Below are 19,770 nucleotides of genomic sequence, written 5' to 3' on the forward strand. Positions count from 1 at the left end.
GCGTGCCGCCCGTACCCTTGTAGTACTAGTCGGACATCAAATAGTGGGTGTCCATGACTGAAGGACTCAACACATGCTGATCGCTCAGCGTCCCTCGTTGACCGAAGAGGTCGTCGACGAGTTCCGCTCCCGGTTCGTGATCGAGCCGCTGGAGCCGGGCTTCGGTTACACCCTCGGCAACTCCCTGCGCCGCACGCTCCTCTCCTCGATCCCCGGCGCTGCTGTCACCAGCATCCGGATCGACGGCGTTCTGCACGAGTTCACCACCGTGCCGGGCGTCAAGGAGGACGTCACCGACCTGATCCTCAACATCAAGCAGCTGGTCGTCTCCTCGGAGCACGACGAGCCCGTCGTGATGTACCTGCGCAAGCAGGGCCCGGGTCTGGTCACCGCCGCCGACATCGCGCCCCCGGCCGGTGTCGAGGTGCACAACCCCGACCTCGTCCTCGCCACGCTCAACGGCAAGGGCAAGCTGGAGATGGAGCTGACCGTCGAGCGCGGTCGCGGCTATGTCTCCGCCGTGCAGAACAAGCAGGTCGGTCAGGAGATCGGGCGCATCCCGGTCGACTCGATCTACTCGCCCGTTCTCAAGGTCACGTACAAGGTCGAGGCCACGCGTGTCGAGCAGCGCACCGACTTCGACAAGCTGATCGTCGACGTCGAGACCAAGCAGGCGATGCGTCCCCGTGACGCCATGGCCTCCGCCGGTAAGACCCTGGTCGAGCTGTTCGGTCTCGCGCGCGAGCTGAACATCGACGCCGAGGGCATCGACATGGGTCCGTCCCCGACGGACGCCGCGCTCGCCGCTGATCTGGCGCTGCCGATCGAGGAGCTGGAGCTCACCGTTCGGTCGTACAACTGCCTCAAGCGTGAGGGCATCCACTCCGTGGGTGAGCTGGTCGCTCGCTCCGAGGCCGACCTGCTGGACATCCGCAACTTCGGTGCGAAGTCCATCGACGAGGTCAAGGCGAAGCTGGCCGGCATGGGCCTCGCGCTCAAGGACAGCCCGCCCGGATTCGACCCGACCGCCGCCGCCGACGCCTTTGGTGCCGACGACGACGCGGACGCCGGGTTCGTCGAGACCGAGCAGTACTAAGAGCACTGAGCGGTACTAAGAGCACCGAGCAGTACTCACAGCTCGGGCTCTGAGGGGTCGTTTTCGGCTGCCGGTTCGTTTCGGCTGGTCGCGCCGTTCCCCGCGCCCCTTACGGGGCGCTGCATTCTCCGGCGTTCGTTACGAACCGTCGGATCTTCGACAGACAGCCGTCTGCTCGGATACTGACCTCGGTACCTTGTACGGCCGGGGCAGACATACAGGAGAAGAACCATGCCGAAGCCCACCAAGGGTGCCCGTCTCGGCGGCGGTGCCGCGCACGAGAAGCTGCTGCTCGCGAACCTCGCGAAGGCGCTGTTCGAGCACGGCCGGATCACCACCACCGAGGCGAAGGCCCGCCGTCTGCGGCCGTACGCCGAGCGACTGGTGACCAAGGCGAAGAAGGGCGACCTGCACAACCGTCGCCAGGTCCTCCAGGTCATCACGGACAAGAGCATCGTGCACACGCTCTTCACCGAGATCGGCCCGCGCTACGAGAACCGTCCCGGTGGTTACACCCGTATCACCAAGATCGGTAACCGTCGCGGCGACAACGCGCCCATGGCCGTCATCGAGCTGGTCGAGGCCCTGACCGTCGCCCAGCAGGCGACCGGTGAGGCCGAGGCCGCCACGCAGCGCGCCGTCAAGGAAGACGCCCTCGCGAAGAACGAGGTCGTCGAGGACACCACGTCGGACGCCGCTGAGGCCCCGGCCGAGGAGTCCAAGGACGCCTGATCCAGGCTCCGAATGACGTGAGAGCGGGTTCGCCTTTCGAGGCGGGCCCGCTTTCGCGTACCTGGGAGTGGACGCGGCCAGAGGACGTGGGAGACGTGGGTGACGTGGGTGACGTGGGAAGAGGATGCGGGAGTGAGTGACGAAGTGGAGCCCGGGCACGTCCGGGTGCGGCTCGATCTGTCCTACGACGGGTCCGGGTTCTCCGGCTGGGCCAAGCAAGCCGGCGGGCGGCGGACCGTGCAGGGCGAGATCGAGGACGCGCTGCGGACGGTGACGCGGTCGCCGGGGACGCCGTTCGATCTGACCGTGGCCGGGCGGACCGACGCCGGGGTGCACGCGCGCGGGCAGGTCGCCCACGTCGACGTGCCCGAGGAGCTGTGGGCCGAGCACCGCGAGAAGCTGCTCAAGCGGCTCGCCGGGCGGCTGGCGAAGGACGTGCGGGTCTGGCGGCTGACCGAGGCGCCGGAGGGCTTCAACGCGCGGTTCTCGGCGATCTGGCGGCGCTACGCGTACCGGGTCACCGATCACCCCGGGGGCGTCGATCCGTTGCTGCGCGGACACGTGCTGTGGCACGACTGGCCGCTCGACGTGGACGCCATGAACGAGGCGGCCAGGCATCTCCTCGGCGAGCACGACTTCGCGGCCTACTGCAAGAAGCGCGAGGGTGCCACCACCATCCGCACGCTCCAGCAGCTGAGCCTGGTGCGCGGCGACGACGGTGTCGTCACGGCGACCGTGCGGGCCGACGCGTTCTGCCACAACATGGTGCGTTCGCTGATCGGGGCGCTGCTGTTCGTGGGCGACGGGCACCGGGGCGCCGAGTGGCCGGGGAAGGTGCTGGCGGCCCGGGTGCGGGACTCGGCCGTGCACGTCGTGCGGCCGCACGGGCTGACCCTGGAGGAGGTCGGCTACCCCGCCGACGAACTCCTCGCCGCGCGCGGCAAGGAGGCGCGCAACAAGCGCTCCCTGCCGTCGGCGGGCTGCTGCTGAGCGGGCGTCAGCGGTTGGCGGCGGCCGACGCCTGGGCCTCGCCGCGGCGGTTGATCTGGCGGAAGGTGAACTCCGCCAGGTCGTCGCCGATGGAGAACACCGCGGTGTCCTTCTCCGTGACGTCCTTGCCGTCGGTGAACCCGGCGATGGTGAAGTAGGCGTACCGGCCGACGGAGTTGGTGGTCGTGCGGCACAGCGCGGAGACGCAGAAGCTCTGCACGCCGTTGCCGGCGAGCGGCTTCACGAAGCCCTTCTTGTCCGACTCGCCCTTGGCCTTGGTCGCCTCGGCCTGGGTGTCGAACACGGCCACGCCGACGGTCACCGCGACGCCGTCCTTGACGTAGGTCGCCCGCATCAGGCTGGTGCAGCCGTTGCCGGTGAGGACCTTCGGGAGCGTGCCCTGGGTGACCGAGGCGCAGTCCTCGACGTCGGCCGTCCCGCCCTTCTTGTACACGGTCGAGCCCATCGTCAGCTGGGTGCCGGGGAAGAGCAGCGCGGCGCTGAGCGGCGCCGTGTCCTTGGCCTTGCTGGCGATGAAGTCCTTCGGGTCCAACGGCGGTGCCGCGCTGGTCGGCGCGAACGAGGGGGCCGTCCCGGTGCCGTCGGGCAGCGAGGCGCTGGCGGGCAGCTGCGAGGTCGGCTTGTTGGACGCCTCGTCGTCACCGCCGCCCGCCGAGACGACGGCCATGGCGACGGCGGTGCCGACCGCGAGGGTCGCGAACGCGCCGCCGCCGATCAGCAGCAGCCGTTTCTTGCGGTTGCGGGTCTCGGACTGCTCGGCGAGCGCGGCCCAGTCCGGGGTGGCGCCGCCGTCGTCGGTCCACGGCTGCTGGGAATGCGGTTTCCAGGGGTCCCACTGGGACGGGGGTCCCCCCTGCTGCCCGAAGCTCATGGGCCGCATCTTAGACGGGGCACGGGGCGTGCTGGTGCGTCCCAACGGGGCTCCGAGGCCCTAGCGTTGCCCCGGTGGATACCGGCAAAAACGACATCTCCGGGTGGTTGGTACGGCGCGCCTCCTGGCATCTGTGGGTGGCGCTGGGGGTCGTCCTGGGCGCCGCCGTGCTGCGTACGGCACGTGTGACCTCGGACGGAGGGATGGACAACGCGATCGTCGTGCGGGCCGCGCGGACCTGGCTGGCCGGAGGGTCGCCGTATGACGATCCGCACTTCCTTTATTTGCCGAGCGCGGTCCTCGCGGCCGCCCCGCAGGCCCTGCTGCCGGTGTCCGTCCTACGCGTGCTGGTGCCGGTCGCGGTGAGCGGGTGCCTGCTGGCGGGGTGGGCGTGCGCGCTGCGGCTGTACTGCGTCCCGCTGCGCAGCCGGTGCGCGGTGCTGGGGCTGCTGGGGTCGGCGGCGTGTTTCGCGCCGTTCGGGCATCTCCTGCTGCTGGCGAACTGGACGGCGACGGCCGCCCTGGCGCTGCCGCTGGCCCTGCTGCTCGCCGGGCGGGGGCGCTGGACGGCGGCCGGTGTGGTCCTCGGGGCGGCGATCGCGCTGAAGCCGCTGCTGGCGCCGGTCGCCCTGCTGTTCGTCTTCGCGCGCCGGACGCGGGCGCTGGCGGCCCTGGTGCTGGTGCCCGCCGTCGCCTCGGCCGGTGCCGCGCTGCTGCTGCCCGACCCGCTCGGCTTCGTCACCCGCACCCTGCCGTTCCTGCTGCGCGGCGACGACGGTTTCGTGCGGCTCTACGAGGCGTCCCCGGCGGCCGTGCTGCCACGGCTCGGGGTGCCGCAGACGGTGGCCGAGGGCATCGCCCTGCTGCTCTGCGCGGCCGGGGTGGCCTGCGCGTATCTGCGCTGGCACGGGCCGGGCCCCGACGCCCTGCGGCTCGCGGAGACGGCGGCCGGGCTGATGCTCTCGGCGTTCCTGGTCTCCCGCCCCTCCTACGACCACTACCTCCTGGTCGTCGTGCCGCTGCTGCTCGCCGGAGTCCCGTACGCCGGGTCCGTGGCCCGCACGCCGTGGTTCTGGCTGGCGCTGGCGCCGCAGCTCACGGGGCTGTCGCTGCCCTACCTGGAGCCGCCGCAGCGCAGGGCCTTCAAGGACGCGTTCACGCTGGTCACGCTGGCCGTGACGGTCGCGCGTCACAACGTTCGCAGCCGTCTGCTGGGCGCCCCCGCAACGGCCGTCGCCGGTAAGGTGACCATGAACGGAGATCCCGCGTTTTGACCCGTCCGGGGCACCGCGGGTATTCTGCTTCTTCGTTGTGTATTGGCTTGCTCATTCTCACGGGACGGGCCCTTACACCGGTCCACCGGGCCGATGACCAGCGACCCACGTACGCGGTATGCGTCGCCGCAGTGCGGTCCAGGCTGTCGTGATCGTTTCGGTGACCTGTTCAGGACCATTCACTCGAAGCGAAGGCTACGAACCGTGCGTACGTACAGCCCCAAGCCCGGCGATGTGACGCGCCAGTGGCACGTCATCGACGCTCAGGACATCGTCCTGGGCCGTCTCGCCACGACCGCCGCCTCCCTCCTGCGGGGCAAGCACAAGCCGATCTACGCCCCCCACGTCGACACCGGTGACTTCGTCGTCATCATCAACGCGGACAAGGTGCACCTGTCGGGCAACAAGCGGACCCAGAAGATGGCGTACCGCCACTCCGGTTACCCGGGCGGTCTGCGCTCCGTCCGCTACGACGAGCTGCTCGACAAGAACCCCGAGAAGGCTGTGGAAAAGGCCGTCAAGGGCATGCTCCCCAAGAACACCCTGGGCCGTCAGATGCTCAGCAAGCTGAAGGTCTACTCGGGCGACCAGCACCCGCACGCTGCGCAGCAGCCGGTGCCGTTCGAGATCACCCAGGTCGCGCAGTAGTTCCGGCCACCCCCTAAGACTGAAACAGAATCTGAGGAGCATCGTGGCCGAGACCACTGCCGAGCAGCCGCTCGAAGAGCTTGAGATCGACAGCTACACCACGGAGTCGGACGTCCCCGTCGTCGACGGTGAGTACACCTCCGAGTCCCTCGCGGGCCGCTTCGGCGACCCGCAGCCGGCCGCCGGCCTGGGCCGTCGCAAGAACGCCATCGCCCGCGTCCGGATCGTCCCGGGCACCGGCAAGTGGAAGATCAACGGCCGCACCCTTGAGGACTACTTCCCCAACAAGGTGCACCAGCAGGAAGTCAACGAGCCCTTCAAGGTGCTTGAGCTGGAAGGCCGTTACGACGTCGTCGCCCGCATCGCCGGTGGCGGTGTCTCGGGTCAGGCCGGTGCGCTCCGTCTCGGTGTCGCCCGCGCCCTGAACGAGGCCGACGTCGACAACAACCGTCCGGCCCTGAAGAAGGCAGGCTTCCTCAAGCGCGACGACCGTGCGGTCGAGCGCAAGAAGGCCGGTCTCAAGAAGGCCCGTAAGGCCCCGCAGTACAGCAAGCGTTAATCACCGCTGCTGTTCTGTACCTCGAACGCCCCGGCGGCACGCCACAGTGCCGCCGGGGCGTTCGTTTATTGCCAGCTGACGCGTATAACGGCACAAGATGCTCAAAGGCTGGTGTGATCGGATGACCACACATGGCATGCCGGGGATGCGGGAGCCGTGCATCCCCGACTGACGCTTCCTCAAGGAGGAAAAGTGGGACGACTCTTCGGCACGGACGGCGTGCGCGGTGTCGCCAACGTGGACCTGACGGCGGAACTGGCCCTCGGGCTCTCCGTGGCCGCAGCACACGTACTGGCGGAAGCCGGCACCTTCGAGGGCCACCGGCCGACGGCGGTCGTCGGGCGTGACCCGCGCGCGTCCGGTGAGTTCCTGGAGGCCGCCGTGGTCGCCGGGCTCGCCAGCGCCGGCGTGGACGTGCTGAAGGTCGGCGTGCTGCCGACGCCCGCGGTCGCCTACCTCACCGGCGCGCTCGGCGCCGACCTCGGCGTGATGCTTTCCGCCAGCCACAACGCCATGCCCGACAACGGCATCAAGTTCTTCGCGCGCGGCGGTCACAAACTCGCCGACGAGCTGGAGGACCGCATCGAGCGGGTCTACGACGAGCACCGCACGGGCGAGCCCTGGCAGCGGCCCACCGGCGCGGGCGTCGGCCGGGTCCGCTCCTACGACGAGGGGTTCGACCAGTACGTCGCCCACCTCATCGGCGTGCTCCCGAGCCGGCTCGACGGTCTGAAGATCGTTCTCGACGAGGCGCACGGCGCGGCCTCCCGCGTCTCGCCCGAGGCGTTCTCCCGCGCGGGTGCCGAGGTCATCACGATCGGCGCGGCGCCCGACGGGCTCAACATCAACGACGGCTGCGGCTCCACGCACATGGAGAAGCTGCGGGCCGCCGTCGTCGAGCACGGGGCCGCGCTCGGCATCGCGCACGACGGGGACGCCGACCGGTGTCTCGCCGTCGACCACACCGGTGCGGAGATCGATGGCGACCAGATCCTCGCCGTGCTCGCGCTCGACATGCGGGAGCGGTCCGCGCTGCGGTCCGACACCGTCGTCGCGACCGTGATGTCGAACCTCGGGTTCAAGCTCGCGCTGGAGCGGGAGGGGCTGACGCTCGTTCAGACGGGGGTGGGGGACCGGTATGTGCTGGAGGAGATGAAGGCGCACGGGTATGCCCTCGGGGGTGAGCAGTCGGGGCATGTGATCGTGCTGGATCACGCGACGACCGGTGACGGGACGCTGACCGGGTTGATGCTTGCGGCTCGGGTCGCTTCCAGTGGGAAGTCGCTGCGGGAGTTGGCGTCCGTGATGGAGCGGTTGCCGCAGGTGCTGGTGAACGTTCCCGACGTCGATCGGGGGCGGGTGGGTACGTCTGCCGAGTTGGCCACTGCCGTTGCCGAGGCTGAGCGGGAACTCGGGGGTACCGGGCGGGTGTTGCTTCGGCCGTCGGGGACGGAGCCGTTGGTTCGCGTGATGGTGGAGGCTGCGGATATTGAGCAGGCTCGGGCTGTGGCGGGGCGGTTGGCTGATGCCGTCAAGTCTGCGCTGGGGTGAGGCTACCTGGCCGGTTCTGACCTGGTCCGGTCTGGTCTGACCTGGTCGGTCCCGTGGGCTTCCCCCCCCTCCGGGGAGGGGTGGGGAGTTGGGGGTGCGTTGCGGGGTGCGGGTGCGTGGGGGCTTGTCGCGCCCGCGCGGTGGAGCCGCATATTGATACAGTCCCGCGCCCCTTAAACGACGTTGCCGTGCGCGGCGTTTGTAGGGGCGCCCGTGACTCCGTCGGGGTGGGTGGGTGCGTTTGAAGGCGCGGCGCCGTCGTGGCTTGTCGCGCAGTTCCCCGCGCCCCTAAAGAATGGCGTCCCGCCGTTGTTGGGTGCGAGCCTGTGGGGGGTGGTCGCGCTCGCGCGGCGGAGCCGTATATGGGTACAGTCCCGCGCCCCTAAAGAAAGAATGGCGTTCCGCCGTTGTTGGGTGCGAGTCCGTGGGGGGTGGTCGCGCTCGCGCGGCGGAGCCGTATATGGGTACAGTCCCGCGCCCCTAAAGAATGGCGTCCCGCCGTTGTTGGGTGCCGGGCGGTGGGGGGTGGTCGCGCTCGCGCGGCGGAGCCGTATATGGGTACAGTCCCGCGCCTCTAAAGAATGGCGTTCCGCCGTTGTTGGGTGCGGGTTGCGCCCGGGCGGCGGAGGTGCGTAGAAGGTGCTACAGCTTTCTTAGTCTTAGGCGTTGGACTTTGTGGGATGGGGATTTGCGGATTACCAGGGTGGCTCGGGGGCGGGTGGGGGCTATGTTTTCTTTCAAGTTGGGGAGATTGATCGTCTGCCATTGGGTGCGGGCGTAGGCGAGGGCCTCTTCTTCTGAGACCTGGGTGTATTTGCGGAAGTAGGACGAGGGGTCCTGGAACGCCGTCGCGCGCAGTTGGCGGAAGCGGTTGAGGTACCACTGCTCGACGTCGTCGGGGTGGGCGTCGACGTACACGCTGAAGTCGAAGTAGTCGGCGAGCGCGACCCGGGTGCGGCCGTCCTTGCCGGGCAGCGCGGGCTGGAGGACGTTCAGACCCTCGACGATCAGGATGTCCGGGCGGCGCACGGTGAGCCGTTCGCCCGGGACGATGTCGTAGATCAGGTGGGAGTAGACGGGTGCCGTCACCTCGTCCTTGCCGGCCTTGATGTCGGCGACGAAACGGGTCAGCGCGCGTCGGTCGTAGGACTCGGGGAATCCTTTCCTCGCCATCAGGCCGCGCGCCTGGAGTTCCTTGGTGGGCAGCAGGAAACCGTCGGTGGTGACGCGTTCCACGCGCGGGTGCTCGGGCCAGCGGGAGAGCAGCGCTTGCAGCAGCCGGGCCACGGTGGACTTGCCGCCGGCCACCGAACCGGCCACCCCGATCACGAACGGCGTCCCCGACTGGGAGCCCTGTTCGCCGAGGAACGTGTTGAGCGCGCCGCGCAGGCCGTCGGTGGCGCCGACGTAGAGGTTGAGGAGCCGGGAGAGCGGGAGGTAGATGTCCCGCACCTCGTCGAGGTCGATGACATCACCGAGGCCGCGCACCTTCTCGACCTCCTCGGCGGTGAGCGGCAACGGCGTCTTGTGCCGCAGCGCGCTCCACTCGGCTCGGGTGAGGTCGACGTAGGGAGTCGCCTCCGGCCGCTGCCGGTGGGCGCTCCGCGGAATCGAGGAGACCGGAGAGATCACAGTCCATTGTGAACGGAGTTTGAACGGGAATGGGGGCCGCCCCCGCCCCTATCGCTTCCGGGGGAGCGTGGGTTCCGTCACTCCGGCGCACCAAGGGTGTCCGTTCGGCGCTCGTACGGTGGTGGGAATTTCCGATTTCGGGCACGGGTCGGCTCTTTTCGACGGCCTCTTGTCCGTAGGGTGCCGCTCATGTGCGGAATCGTGGGATACGTGGGGTCGCAGTCGGCGCTGGATGTCGTGATGGCCGGACTGAAGCGGCTGGAGTACCGGGGATACGACTCGGCGGGCGTCGCGGTGCCGGCCGACGGCGGCCTGGCCGCAGCGAAACGGGCCGGGAAACTCGTCAACCTGGAGAAGGAGCTGGCGGAACGGCCGTTGCCGAGCGGTTCGACCGGGATCGGGCACACCCGGTGGGCCACGCACGGCGCGCCGACCGACGCCAACGCCCATCCGCACCTCGACAACGCGGGCCGGGTCGCCGTCGTGCACAACGGGATCATCGAGAACTTCGCCGCGCTCCGGGCCGAGCTGGCCGAGCGTGGGCACGACCTCACGTCCGACACCGACACCGAGGTCGTCGCGCATCTGCTGGCCGAGGAGTTCTCGGCGTGCGCGGACCTCGCGGAGGCGATGCGGCTGGTGTGCCGGCGCCTGGAGGGGGCGTTCACGCTGGTCGCGGTGCATGCCGACGAGCCGGACGTGGTGGTCGGGGCGCGCCGCAACTCGCCGCTGGTGGTGGGGGTCGGGGAGGGCGAGGCGTTCCTCGCGTCCGACGTCGCCGCGTTCATCGCGCACACCCGGTCGGCGATCGAGCTGGGCCAGGACCAGGTGGTGGAGCTGCGCCGGGACGGGGTCACGGTGACCGGGTTCGACGGCAGGGCGGCCGACGTCCGCTCCTACCACGTCGACTGGGACGTGTCGGCGGCGGAGAAGGGCGGCTACGACTACTTCATGCTGAAGGAGATCGCCGAGCAGCCGAAGGCGGTCGCCGACACGCTGCTCGGGCGGATCGACGCGGGGGGTTCGCTGACGCTGGACGAGGTCCGGATCGGCGCCGCCGAGCTGCGGGAGGTCGACAAGGTCGTGATCGTCGCGTGCGGAACGGCCTTCCACGCCGGGCTCATCGCCAAGTACGCGATCGAGCACTGGACGCGGCTGCCGTGCGAGGTGGAGCTGGCCAGCGAGTTCCGTTACCGGGACCCGATCCTCGGGCCCCGTTCGCTGGTCGTCGCGATCTCGCAGTCCGGCGAGACGATGGACACGCTGATGGCGTTGCGGCACGCGCGCGAGCAGGGCTCCAAGGTGCTGGCCATCTGCAACACCAACGGTTCGACGATCCCCCGCGAGTCCGACGCCGTGCTCTACACGCACGCCGGGCCCGAGGTCGCCGTCGCCTCCACCAAGGCGTTCCTGACGCAGCTGGTCGCCTGCTACCTCGTCGCGCTGTACCTCGGGCAGGTGCGGGGCACCAAGTGGGGCGACGAGATCGGCGTCGTCGTCCGGGATCTGGCGCGGGTCTCCGACGCGGTCGAACGGGTGCTGGACACCATGGGTCCGGTGCGGGAGCTGGCGCGGTCGCTGGCCCACAAGAACACGGTGCTGTTCCTGGGGCGGCACGTCGGGTACCCGGTCGCCCTGGAGGGCGCGCTCAAGCTCAAGGAACTCGCCTACATGCACGCGGAGGGCTTCGCCGCGGGGGAGTTGAAGCACGGGCCGATCGCGCTGATCGAGCAGGACATGCCGGTGGTCGTGGTCGTGCCCTCGCCGCGTGGGCGGTCGGTGCTGCACGACAAGATCGTCTCCAACATCCAGGAGATCCGGGCGCGGGGGGCGCGGACCATCGTGATCGCCGAGGAGGGCGACGAGGCGGTCGTCCCCTACGCCGACCACCTGATCCGCATCCCGGCCACCCCGACCCTGCTCCAACCCCTGGTCGCCACGGTCCCGTTGCAGGTCTTCGCCTGCGAACTGGCCACGGCCCGGGGCAACGAGGTGGACCAGCCCCGCAACCTCGCGAAGTCGGTGACGGTGGAGTGAGGGGGAGGGGGGCGATGGGGCGGGGGCGGTTGGCTTCACGGGGAGCGGTTCGGGGCTGAGCGGTGAACGCCCGCTGGGGGGCGGGGAGTTGGGGTGGGTGCGGTTACTGGGAGGGGGAGTGGGGGTGCGGGGGAGTGGGGGAGCTGGGCATCGGAAAGGGGCGAACGGCTTGGTGCCGTTCGCCCCTTGAGGTCTGTCGACCTGGGTGATGCCTACCGGGTTACCGGGTTACCGGGTTACCGGGAAACCGGGCTTGTCCGCCCCGGTGTGGCTCTAGTAGACGCAGGTCTTGAGGACCCAGCCCGTCTTGGAGCCGATGCCGCCGTAGTACCACTGGTTGCTCGTCTTGCCGCACGCCTTGTACGTGGAGCCCTTGTAGCTCTTGCCGTCGTTGCAGATCGCGCCCGACTTGCCCTTGCCCCACACGCCGATCGCCGTGGCGCTGGTCGACGGCTTGGTGCGGATGTTGACGCTCTCCTTGGGCTTGATCGGGCCCAGGACCTTGTGGCAGTCCGTCGGCAGGGCGGCCGCGGCCGACGCGGAGGTGAGCTGCGCGGTGGGCTCGGCGACGGCCACGCCGCTGGTGAGGGCGGTGCAGGTGAGGGCTGCGGCGGCTATCGCGATGCCGAGTGACTTGGTGTTCATGTGGTGCGTTCTCCCCGTTGGTGATTCGATCGTGCGGTGTTCCGGTTCCTTGCGGAACTGGGAGAAGCGTAGGGGGAGTGGAGGGACGGGCGCGATTCCGTTCGTGAGCGTTCTGTGGCTATTGCTTGATGATGCGGAACCATTCCGGGTGCGGTTCGTGGAGGATGTTCTGCCGCACCAGGTCCCGGCAGGCCTGGATCAGGGCGTCCCTGGGGGGAGTTGGGCTCGCGCCGACGCTTCGGGCGAAGACCTCCAGACGCCAACTGTCGAACACCTCTGACCCGTCAGGGAGCAGGTCCACGTCGATCTCGGTCCCATCGGGGGCGGTCATCCGGCACCCGTATCCGTGGACGGCGTAGGAGAAACCCGTTGCCGACCGCGCCCTCCGGTCCAGTTCTCCCGCCCGGACCGCTTCCCACACATGCTCCAGCGAGTCGAATTGGGGGAAGGTGCCCGCCAGTTCCGTTCCGATGGCCTCGCGGGATCGCAGGAAGGACCGTACACAGGCGGCCGCCTCGGGTGGCTGGCTCATCGGGGGGCTCCTGTCAATGGTGACGTTTGGCCTGGTCTCTTCGGCACGGGAAGGGGGCCCGATAAGCGGTGAGTTGGGCTTCGGAATCGGCGAAGACGGCCGGGGCGAGTGCGTTGGTGTGAAATCGCGGTGGAGTGAACGTTTTTTCGTCACTCGAAAGGGTGGACGTATTCCGATTGTCAGGAAACCCTGCCCTTCGGCTCATCTATGTTGCGCGCATGGTCACATCCACCCATGAGGTCTCCCATCGGATCTTCCAGGACCATCCGGAGGTCCTCACCCCCGTCTTCGAGGCGCTGGGGCTCACGCCGCCCGCGAAGGCGATCATCGAGGCGATCACTCCTGACGTCACGGAGATCCGCCCGCTGGAGCGCCGTGTGGACACGGTACTGAGGGTCGAACCGTCGGAAGGTGATGGTTTTCTTCTCGCGATCGAGGCCCAGACCAAGAAGGCCCTGGACAAGGGCGCCAACTGGGCTTACTACGTGGCGTATCTGCACGCGAAGTTCAAGTTGCCGGTGCTGCTCCTCACGGTCTGCCGGAACCGGTCCACGGCCACGTGGGCAACAGGGCCCTTCGAGTGCCGCGTCGGTCCTTGGGCCACTCAGGTCACGCGTCCCTTCGTGCTGGGGCCGGACACCGTTTCGCGGATCGCCGATGAGTCGGCGGTGGCTCGGCAGCCTGCCCTGGCGACGTTCTCCGCGATCGTGCACAGCGAGAGCGAGGACATCGGGGCCATACTGGAAATGCTGGCCCGCGGCATGAGGTCGTTCGACAACTCCACGGCGAAGTACTGGTCGGAGTTGTTGGAGATCGGGTTGGAGAACACTCCGGCCCGAGACAAATGGAGGGAGTTGGAGAAGATGGTCGTCAGTTTCTTCCCCGGTCGGGGCACGGTCTTCGAGGAGGCTTACCTGGACGGTCAGGCGAAGGGCCATGCGAAGGGCCATGCGGAGGGCCATGCGGAGGGCCATGCGGAGGGCCATGCGAAGGGCCATGCGGAGGGCAAGGCGAAGGGCGAGGCCAGGGGTGCGGCCAAGGGGAAGGCTGAGGGGGTTCTGAGCGTTCTGGAGGCGCGGGGGCTTCCCGTCTCTGACGTGGTGCGTGAGCGTGTCACCCAGTGCACGGACCTTGACCTTCTTCAGCGCTGGCTCGTTCGGGCCGTCACGGCCGCGCGCACGGAGGAACTGTTCGACGAGGTCCCGGACGCGTCCCCGCAGGAGCCTGGCCTCGGCTAAAGGGACGGGGGCGACGCCGTTCGACGAGGGACGGACCGCCGGTGGTCGGTCCGTCCCTTTCTCGAGGCCCCATGTGGTCGTTGGGGGAATGTGGTTCCCGGTCGGTGGTGCAGGGGCGGTCGTAGGGTGCTCGGCATGAGCATCATCGGGGTTGGTATCGACGTCGCTGAGATCGAGCGGTTCGGGGCGTCGTTGGCGCGTACTCCCGCTCTGGCCCAACGGCTTTTCGTGGAGCGGGAGTTGTTGTTGCCCAGCGGGGAGCGGCGGGGGGTCGCGTCGCTCGCCGCGCGGTTCGCCGCCAAGGAGGCGCTCGCCAAGGCGCTCGGGGCACCGGCGGGGTTGTTGTGGACCGACGCCGAGGTGTACGTCGAGGACAGTGGGCAGCCCCGGCTGCGGGTGAGCGGGACCGTCGCCGCGCGCGCCGCCGAGCTGGGCGTGCAGTCCTGGCACGTCTCCCTGAGCCATGACGCCGGGGTCGCCTCCGCCGTCGTCGTCGCCGAGGGGTGAGCCACCGGCGCCGTCACCGTCGTTCCGGAAGTTCTGGAGTGGCTGAGAAGTGCCCCGGAGGGGGCTGTGGGTCGTCGCGTGAGGAGGAGGGAGTGGTTATGGTCGGAGAAATTGTTAACAATTCTGGAGTGTGACGCGTGAGGCGTAGGACCCTGGTCATGGGACTGCTCGCGGCCGGTGCGGTACCGGCGGTCGCCGGATGCGCGGGCGACGACGACACGGCGCAGGCGAGCGCGGCCGCCAGCGGCACCGGTGGGCACATCACCGAGGCCACCGCGATCACCGAGGTGTTCGGGAACGGGCAGCGGCTCACCGCCGTGGCGCTCAAGTACGACGCCGTCATCGACCGTTCGAAGGTCACGAACGCGTCGTTCACGGTCGCCGACCGCACCGTCACCGCCGTCTACACCAACACCTCGGCCGCCAAGGCCGGGCACGGGACCGACGGCGCGTACGTCATCGTCGAACTGTCGCCCCTCGACGAGGCCGCCGCCGTCTACGTCGACTCCTTCACCCACCCGGCCGCGTCCTCGTCCGCCGAGAAGCAGTCCGGGCCGCCGTCGGGGAAGAAGGGCGGGGGCATGTCCTCCAGCCCCACCGTCAAGAAGGCCGTCGCCTCGGTGACGCAGACCGGTACCGTCACCACCGCCGCCGGTACCGCCTACGCCGCCAGCAGCGACGTCGTGAAGACCAGCAAGGTCGTCAACCTCGTCGTCGACGACTTCAAGACCGGGCTGAAGTACACCGACGCCGACACCGGGAAGTCGCTCCAGTACAACCTCTTCGTGCCGAAGGACTACGACAAGAAGAAGTCGTATCCGCTGGTGCTCTTCATGCACGACGCCGGAACCGTCGGCACCGATCCGCTCATCACCCTCACCCAGGGGCTCGGCGCGGTCATCTGGGCCACTCCCACCGAGCAGGCCAAGCGTGCATGCTTCGTGCTCGCCCCGCAGTTCACCGGCTCGGACGAGGGCAGCGACGGCAACGCCACCGCCCTGAAGACCATCAAGGGGCTCGTCGACTCGGTGAGCGGCGCCTACAGCATCGACACCGACCGGCTCTACACCACCGGCCAGTCCGGCGGGGCCATGTCCTCCATCGCCCTCGACTTCACCTACCCCGACCTGTTCGCCGCGTCGTTCCTGGTCGCCGGGCAGTGGGACGACCTCGACCAGGTCAAGCCGCTGGCCAAGCAGAAGATCTGGGCCGTCGTCTCCCAGGGCGACACCAAGGCGTACCCCGGCATGACCGGGCTCATGGACACCGTCGAGAAGGAAGGCACCGAGGTCAGCCGCGGGGTGTGGGACGGACAGCTGACGGTCTCCGAGTTCGCGCCGCTCACCGCCGCCATGCGGGCCAAGGACACCCCCGTCAACTTCGTCGCCCTCAAGAAGGGCACCGTGGTCTGGCCCGGCCTCTCCGACGACAGCGGCAGCAACCACATCTGCACCTGGCGCGCCGCCTACACCATCGAGGGCATCCGAGACTGGCTCTTCGAGCAGAAGAAGTGAGCACGCGGAAGAAGCGCGCAGGGTGGAAGAAGTGAGCACCGTGGGCGGGAAGTAGTCGCCGGTTCGGGGCAGACTCGGGGGCATGCGTACTGGGCACAGCGTGGAGACGGTTCGGGCGGCTGAACGGGAGCTGATGGCGCGGCTTCCCGACGGGGTGCTGATGCAGCGGGCGGCGGCCGGACTCGCCGTCGCCTGCGCCCGGTTGCTGGGGCGGGTCTACGGCACCCGGGTCGTGCTGCTCGTCGGCAGCGGGGACAACGGCGGTGACGCCCTGTACGCCGGTGCCCGGCTCGCCCGGCGCGGGGCGGGAGTGGCCGCCGTGCTGCTCTCGCCCGAGCGGGCCCACGCCGGGGGGCTCGCCGCGCTGCTGCGGGCCGGGGGGCGCGTCCTCGCCCCCGGTGACGTCGAACCGGCGCTGCTGCGGGCCGACCTCGTCGTGGACGGCATCGTCGGGATCGGTGGGCGGGGCGGACTGCGGCCCGACGCCGCCCGGTTGGCCGCCCTCGCGGACGCGGCGCCGGGTGCCGTCGTCGCCGTCGACCTGCCCAGCGGGGTCGAGGCCGACAGTGGGGAAGTGCGCGGGGACGCGGTGCGGGCCGACCTCACCGTCACGTTCGGGACATACAAGCCCGGGCTGCTGATCGATCCCGCCCGTGAGTACGCCGGGGCCGTCCACCTCGTCGACATCGGGCTCGGGGACGTGCTGCCCGAGGTGCCGGTGCTGGAGGCGTTGCAGCATGCCGACGTCGCCGCGCTGCTGCCGTCGCCCGGGGCCGCGAGCGACAAGTACCGGCGCGGGGTCGTCGGGATCGCCGCCGGGTCCGCGCGGTATCCGGGGGCGGCCGTGCTCGCCGTCGCCGGGGCGTTGGGGGGCGGGGCCGGGGCCGTTCGGTATGTGGGGTTCGCGGGCGACGCCGTGGTCGCGCGGTACCCCGAGACGCTGGTGTCGGACGGGGGGCCCCGGGCGGCCGGGCGGGTGCAGGCGTGGGTGGTCGGGCCCGGGGGCGGCGACGACGAGGCCGTGGTCGCCGAGGTGCTCGCCCAGGACGTGCCGGTGCTCGTCGACGCGGACGGGTTGCGGCTGGCCTCGCGGGAGGTGGTGCGGGGGCGGGGTGCGCCGACCCTGCTCACCCCTCATGCCGGGGAGGCTGCCGCGTTGCTGGGGGTGGCGCGGGGTGAGGTGGAGGGGGCTCGGCTGGTGGCGGTGCGGGAGTTGGCCGCGCGGTACGGGGCGACCGTGTTGCTCAAGGGGGCTACGACGCTGGTCGCCGAGGCGGGGGGTGGGGCGGTGCGGGTCAACTCCACCGGGACGGGGTGGTTGGCCACGGCGGGGAGTGGGGACGTGTTGTCCGGGCTTGCGGGGTCGTTGATGGCCGCGGGGCTCTCTGCGGGGGACGCGGGGAGTGTGGGGGCGTATCTGCATGGGCTGGCGGGGAGGGTCGCTGCGGCGGGGGCGCCGGTGGGGGCGCATGCGGTGGCCGAGGCGGTTCCGGCGGCTTGGCGGGGGGTACGGGGCTGATGGTGCCGGGGCGGTGTTCGCCCCCGCCGCCCTTACCCGTCCCTCGGCCGGGGCGCTGCCCCGCCTTTGCACCCCGCCAAGGGGCTGCCGCCCCTTGGAACCCCGCTTCGGCCTGAACGGCCTCGTCCTCAAACTCCCCCAGAGGGGGTACCCCCAGACGGGCTGGAATGGGTCGGCCCCGCTGTAAGGGCTCCGGAGGTGTCCAGCCCTATAGCCTCAAGCTCCCCCAGAGGGGGGACCCCCAGACGGGCTAAGTGGTCTGCCCCGCCCGTCAGGAATATCTCCCCGGCCGTAAGCAATAAGAGTGACCCCCGCCGCGAGGCACCCGCCGGCTTTGGTGTCAGGGGGTTTTTCTGATCGGGTGATCTGCGGACGGTTTGGTTTTCGGGTGGTCGGGGTTTTGTTGGTGGTCGGTGGGGTCGGGGCCCTTGGGGTCGGGCCTGCGCCGTCTGTCGGTGGGGCGGAGGGTGGGTTGGTGCCGGGGGTTTCCCGGCCGGGGTTGGTCGAGTACGTGCCGCTCGCGGATGCCGTGGCGAAGGTCGGCTGTAGTAAGCGGGTCGGGCCTTATCAACGGCAGGTCGAACGGTGGCTCAAGCTGCCCGTCGACGGGAAGCAGTCCGGGCGGGACTGCCGGGCCATCCGGGAGTTCCAGGCGGCGCAGAAGATCAAGCCCGCCAGCGGGTTCGCCGGGCCCGTCACCTGGGCCACCATGCAGCTCGCCGGTGCGAAGAAGAACCCGAATGCCGCCAAGAAGTGCCCGGTGCGGGCATACAAGGTCGCCTGTGTCGACCTCAATCGGCAGCTCACCTGGGTGCAGAAGGGGGACAAGGTCGTCTTCGGGCCCGCCCCGATGCGCAGCGGGCGGCCCGCGCACGCCACCCGCACCGGCTGGTACAAGGTCTACTGGAAGCACAAGAACCACTGGTCGACGCTGTACAACTCGCCCATGCCGTATGCCCAGTTCTTCAGCGGCGGGCAGGCCTTCCACGCCGTGTACGGCAGCATCTACACCACCGTCGGCTCCTGGGGCTGCGTCAACCTGCGGCTCGGCGACGCCCGCACCCTCTGGGGCGTCCTGAAGAAGGGGGACCGGGTGTACGTGTGGGGGAGGCGGCCCGCTGTCTAGCCGTCGGGGCGCCGTGTCAGTGGGCTCTGAGAGACTGGGAGCGCCATGAACGAGACAGTCACCCACCCGACCGCGCCCCCGCGCGTCCGCGCCGAGATCGACCTCGCCGCCCTGCGTGCCAACGTACGGACCCTGCGTGCCCTCGCGCCGGGCGCCGCCCTCATGGCCGTCGTGAAATCCGACGGCTACGGGCACGGGGCCCTGCGCTGCGCCCGGGCCGCCGTCGAGGCCGGGGCCGGCTGGGTCGGGACCGCCACGCCCGAGGAGGCCCTCGCGCTGCACGCCGCCGGGCTGCCCGCCGGGGTGCGGCTGATGTGCTGGCTGTGGACGCCGGGCGGGCCCTGGCGGGAGGCCGTCGAGGCCGGGATCGACGTCTCCGTCAGCGGGATGTGGGCCCTGGACGAGGTCACCGCCGCCGTCCGCGCGGTCGGCCGCCCCGCGCGCGTGCAGCTCAAGGCCGACACCGGGCTCGGCCGCAACGGCTGTCAGCCCGGCCGGGACTGGGAAGCGCTCGTCTCCGCCGCGCTCGCCGCCGAGCGGGCCGGAGCCGTGAAGATCACCGGGCTCTGGTCCCACTTCGCCTGCGCCGACGAGCCCGGGCACCCCTCCATCGCCGCCCAGCTCACCGTCTTCCGCGAGATGCTCGGGTACGCCGAGGGCCAGGGCGTCCGCCCCGAGGTACGGCACATCGCGAACTCACCGGCCACCCTCACCCTCCCCGAGTCCCACTTCGACCTCGTCCGCACCGGCATCGCCCTCTACGGCATCTCGCCGAGCCCCGCCCTCGGCTCCCCGGCCGACCTCGGACTGCGGCCCGTGATGACCCTCGCGGCCTCGATCGCCCTGGTCAAACACGTCCCCGGCGGCCACGGCGTCAGCTACGGCCACCACTACATCACCCCCGGCGAGACCACCCTCGGCCTCATCCCGGTCGGCTACGCGGACGGCATCCCGCGCCACGCCTCCGGCACCGGGCCCGTCCTGGTCGGCGGCAAGTGGCGGACGGTCGCCGGGCGGGTCGCGATGGACCAGTTCGTCGTCGACCTCGGCGGCGACGAACCCGAACCCGGCGCCGAGGCGATCCTCTTCGGCCCCGGCGACCGCGGCGAACCCACCGCCGAGGACTGGGGCCAGGCGGCCGGCACCATCGCCTACGAGATCGTCACCCGCATCGGCCCCAGAGTGCCCCGCGTCTACGTCGACGAACAGCACCAGCAGGGTCGTTGACAGCCATCACGCCCAGAGCAAGCACCCACGGGACATCCCCGGCGAACAGGA

18 protein-coding genes are annotated in these 19,770 nt (G+C 70.0%); 14 read left to right on the forward strand and 4 right to left on the reverse strand.

The window, feature by feature from the left end; translation table 11 throughout:
* Positions 1–73 precede the first annotated feature (73 nt).
* The 3 genes from ACIQOU_RS21875 (at position 74) to truA (ending at position 2,818) form a co-directional block, all read left to right on the forward strand.
* A complete protein-coding gene (locus tag ACIQOU_RS21875) occupies positions 74–1,096 on the forward strand; it encodes a DNA-directed RNA polymerase subunit alpha (RefSeq protein ID WP_003966937.1) in 1,023 nt (340 codons plus the stop codon).
* Positions 1,097–1,327: 231 nt separating this feature from the next.
* A complete protein-coding gene (rplQ, locus tag ACIQOU_RS21880) occupies positions 1,328–1,828 on the forward strand; it encodes a 50S ribosomal protein L17 (RefSeq protein WP_401538448.1) in 501 nt (166 codons plus the stop codon).
* A 132-nt stretch (positions 1,829–1,960) separates the two neighbouring features.
* The gene (gene truA / locus ACIQOU_RS21885) at positions 1,961–2,818 is read left to right on the forward strand and encodes a tRNA pseudouridine(38-40) synthase TruA (protein ID WP_401538449.1); all 858 of its coding nucleotides are present in this window, start codon (positions 1,961–1,963) and stop codon (positions 2,816–2,818) included.
* 7 nt (positions 2,819–2,825) lie between these two features.
* Here truA and ACIQOU_RS21890 read toward each other — a convergent pair whose 3' ends face one another.
* Complete coding sequence (locus ACIQOU_RS21890; RefSeq protein WP_401538450.1) at positions 2,826–3,710, reverse strand: hypothetical protein; 885 nt, start codon at positions 3,708–3,710, stop codon at positions 2,826–2,828.
* A 74-nt stretch (positions 3,711–3,784) separates the two neighbouring features.
* On the opposite strand from ACIQOU_RS21890, the gene ACIQOU_RS21895 reads away from it, so the two are divergent.
* The 4 genes from ACIQOU_RS21895 to glmM all read left to right on the forward strand — a co-directional run bounded on the left by ACIQOU_RS21895 (position 3,785) and on the right by glmM (position 7,742).
* On the forward strand, positions 3,785–4,984 hold the full coding sequence (locus ACIQOU_RS21895; RefSeq protein ID WP_401538451.1) for a glycosyltransferase family 87 protein: 1,200 nt from the start codon (positions 3,785–3,787) through the stop codon (positions 4,982–4,984).
* 204 nt (positions 4,985–5,188) lie between these two features.
* Positions 5,189–5,632 carry a 50S ribosomal protein L13 gene (rplM, locus tag ACIQOU_RS21900; RefSeq protein WP_401538452.1) on the forward strand — a complete coding sequence of 148 codons (444 nt, stop codon included), beginning with the start codon at positions 5,189–5,191 and terminating at the stop codon, positions 5,630–5,632.
* A gap of 43 nt (positions 5,633–5,675) precedes the next feature.
* Positions 5,676–6,191, forward strand: coding sequence for a 30S ribosomal protein S9 (gene rpsI, locus ACIQOU_RS21905; protein ID WP_401538454.1), 516 nt, complete (start codon positions 5,676–5,678; stop codon positions 6,189–6,191).
* 192 nt (positions 6,192–6,383) lie between these two features.
* Entirely contained in the window at positions 6,384–7,742 is a 1,359-nt protein-coding gene (glmM, locus tag ACIQOU_RS21910; protein WP_401538456.1) for a phosphoglucosamine mutase, read from the forward strand.
* A 642-nt stretch (positions 7,743–8,384) separates the two neighbouring features.
* Here glmM and coaA read toward each other — a convergent pair.
* Positions 8,385–9,374, reverse strand: a complete 990-nt coding sequence (coaA, locus tag ACIQOU_RS21915) for a type I pantothenate kinase (protein ID WP_401538457.1) — start codon at positions 9,372–9,374, stop codon at positions 8,385–8,387.
* 189 nt (positions 9,375–9,563) lie between these two features.
* Between coaA and glmS the strand changes: the two genes are divergently transcribed.
* A complete protein-coding gene (glmS, locus tag ACIQOU_RS21920) occupies positions 9,564–11,411 on the forward strand; it encodes a glutamine--fructose-6-phosphate transaminase (isomerizing) (RefSeq protein ID WP_401538458.1) in 1,848 nt (615 codons plus the stop codon).
* Positions 11,412–11,684: 273 nt separating this feature from the next.
* Here the strand turns inward: glmS and ACIQOU_RS21925 are convergent, their stop codons facing one another.
* Entirely contained in the window at positions 11,685–12,056 is a 372-nt protein-coding gene (locus tag ACIQOU_RS21925) for a hypothetical protein (protein WP_401538459.1), read from the reverse strand.
* A 118-nt stretch (positions 12,057–12,174) separates the two neighbouring features.
* Positions 12,175–12,588 carry a DUF6896 domain-containing protein gene (locus ACIQOU_RS21930; RefSeq protein WP_401538460.1) on the reverse strand — a complete coding sequence of 138 codons (414 nt, stop codon included), beginning with the start codon at positions 12,586–12,588 and terminating at the stop codon, positions 12,175–12,177.
* 218 nt (positions 12,589–12,806) lie between these two features.
* Between ACIQOU_RS21930 and ACIQOU_RS21935 the strand changes: the two genes are divergently transcribed.
* From ACIQOU_RS21935 to alr, 6 genes are all read left to right on the forward strand, one after another.
* Positions 12,807–13,826, forward strand: a complete 1,020-nt coding sequence (locus ACIQOU_RS21935) for a hypothetical protein (protein ID WP_401538461.1) — start codon at positions 12,807–12,809, stop codon at positions 13,824–13,826.
* 135 nt (positions 13,827–13,961) lie between these two features.
* Positions 13,962–14,333, forward strand: a complete 372-nt coding sequence (locus ACIQOU_RS21940; RefSeq protein WP_401538462.1) for a holo-ACP synthase — start codon at positions 13,962–13,964, stop codon at positions 14,331–14,333.
* Between the two features lie 137 nt (positions 14,334–14,470).
* Positions 14,471–15,847, forward strand: coding sequence for a hypothetical protein (locus tag ACIQOU_RS21945; RefSeq protein ID WP_401538463.1), 1,377 nt, complete (start codon positions 14,471–14,473; stop codon positions 15,845–15,847).
* A gap of 82 nt (positions 15,848–15,929) precedes the next feature.
* Positions 15,930–17,366 carry an NAD(P)H-hydrate epimerase gene (locus tag ACIQOU_RS21950; RefSeq protein WP_401538464.1) on the forward strand — a complete coding sequence of 479 codons (1,437 nt, stop codon included), beginning with the start codon at positions 15,930–15,932 and terminating at the stop codon, positions 17,364–17,366.
* Between the two features lie 361 nt (positions 17,367–17,727).
* Positions 17,728–18,492: a L,D-transpeptidase family protein gene (locus ACIQOU_RS21955; protein WP_401538465.1), complete on the forward strand. Its 765-nt coding sequence runs from the start codon at positions 17,728–17,730 to the stop codon at positions 18,490–18,492.
* A 45-nt stretch (positions 18,493–18,537) separates the two neighbouring features.
* Positions 18,538–19,719, forward strand: coding sequence for an alanine racemase (gene alr / locus ACIQOU_RS21960; protein ID WP_401538466.1), 1,182 nt, complete (start codon positions 18,538–18,540; stop codon positions 19,717–19,719).
* Positions 19,720–19,770: the final 51 nt, after the last annotated feature.

Origin of the sequence: Streptomyces sp. NPDC091279 (assembly GCF_044757465.1) — a bacterium.
Classification (GTDB): Bacteria; Actinomycetota; Actinomycetes; order Streptomycetales; family Streptomycetaceae; genus Streptomyces.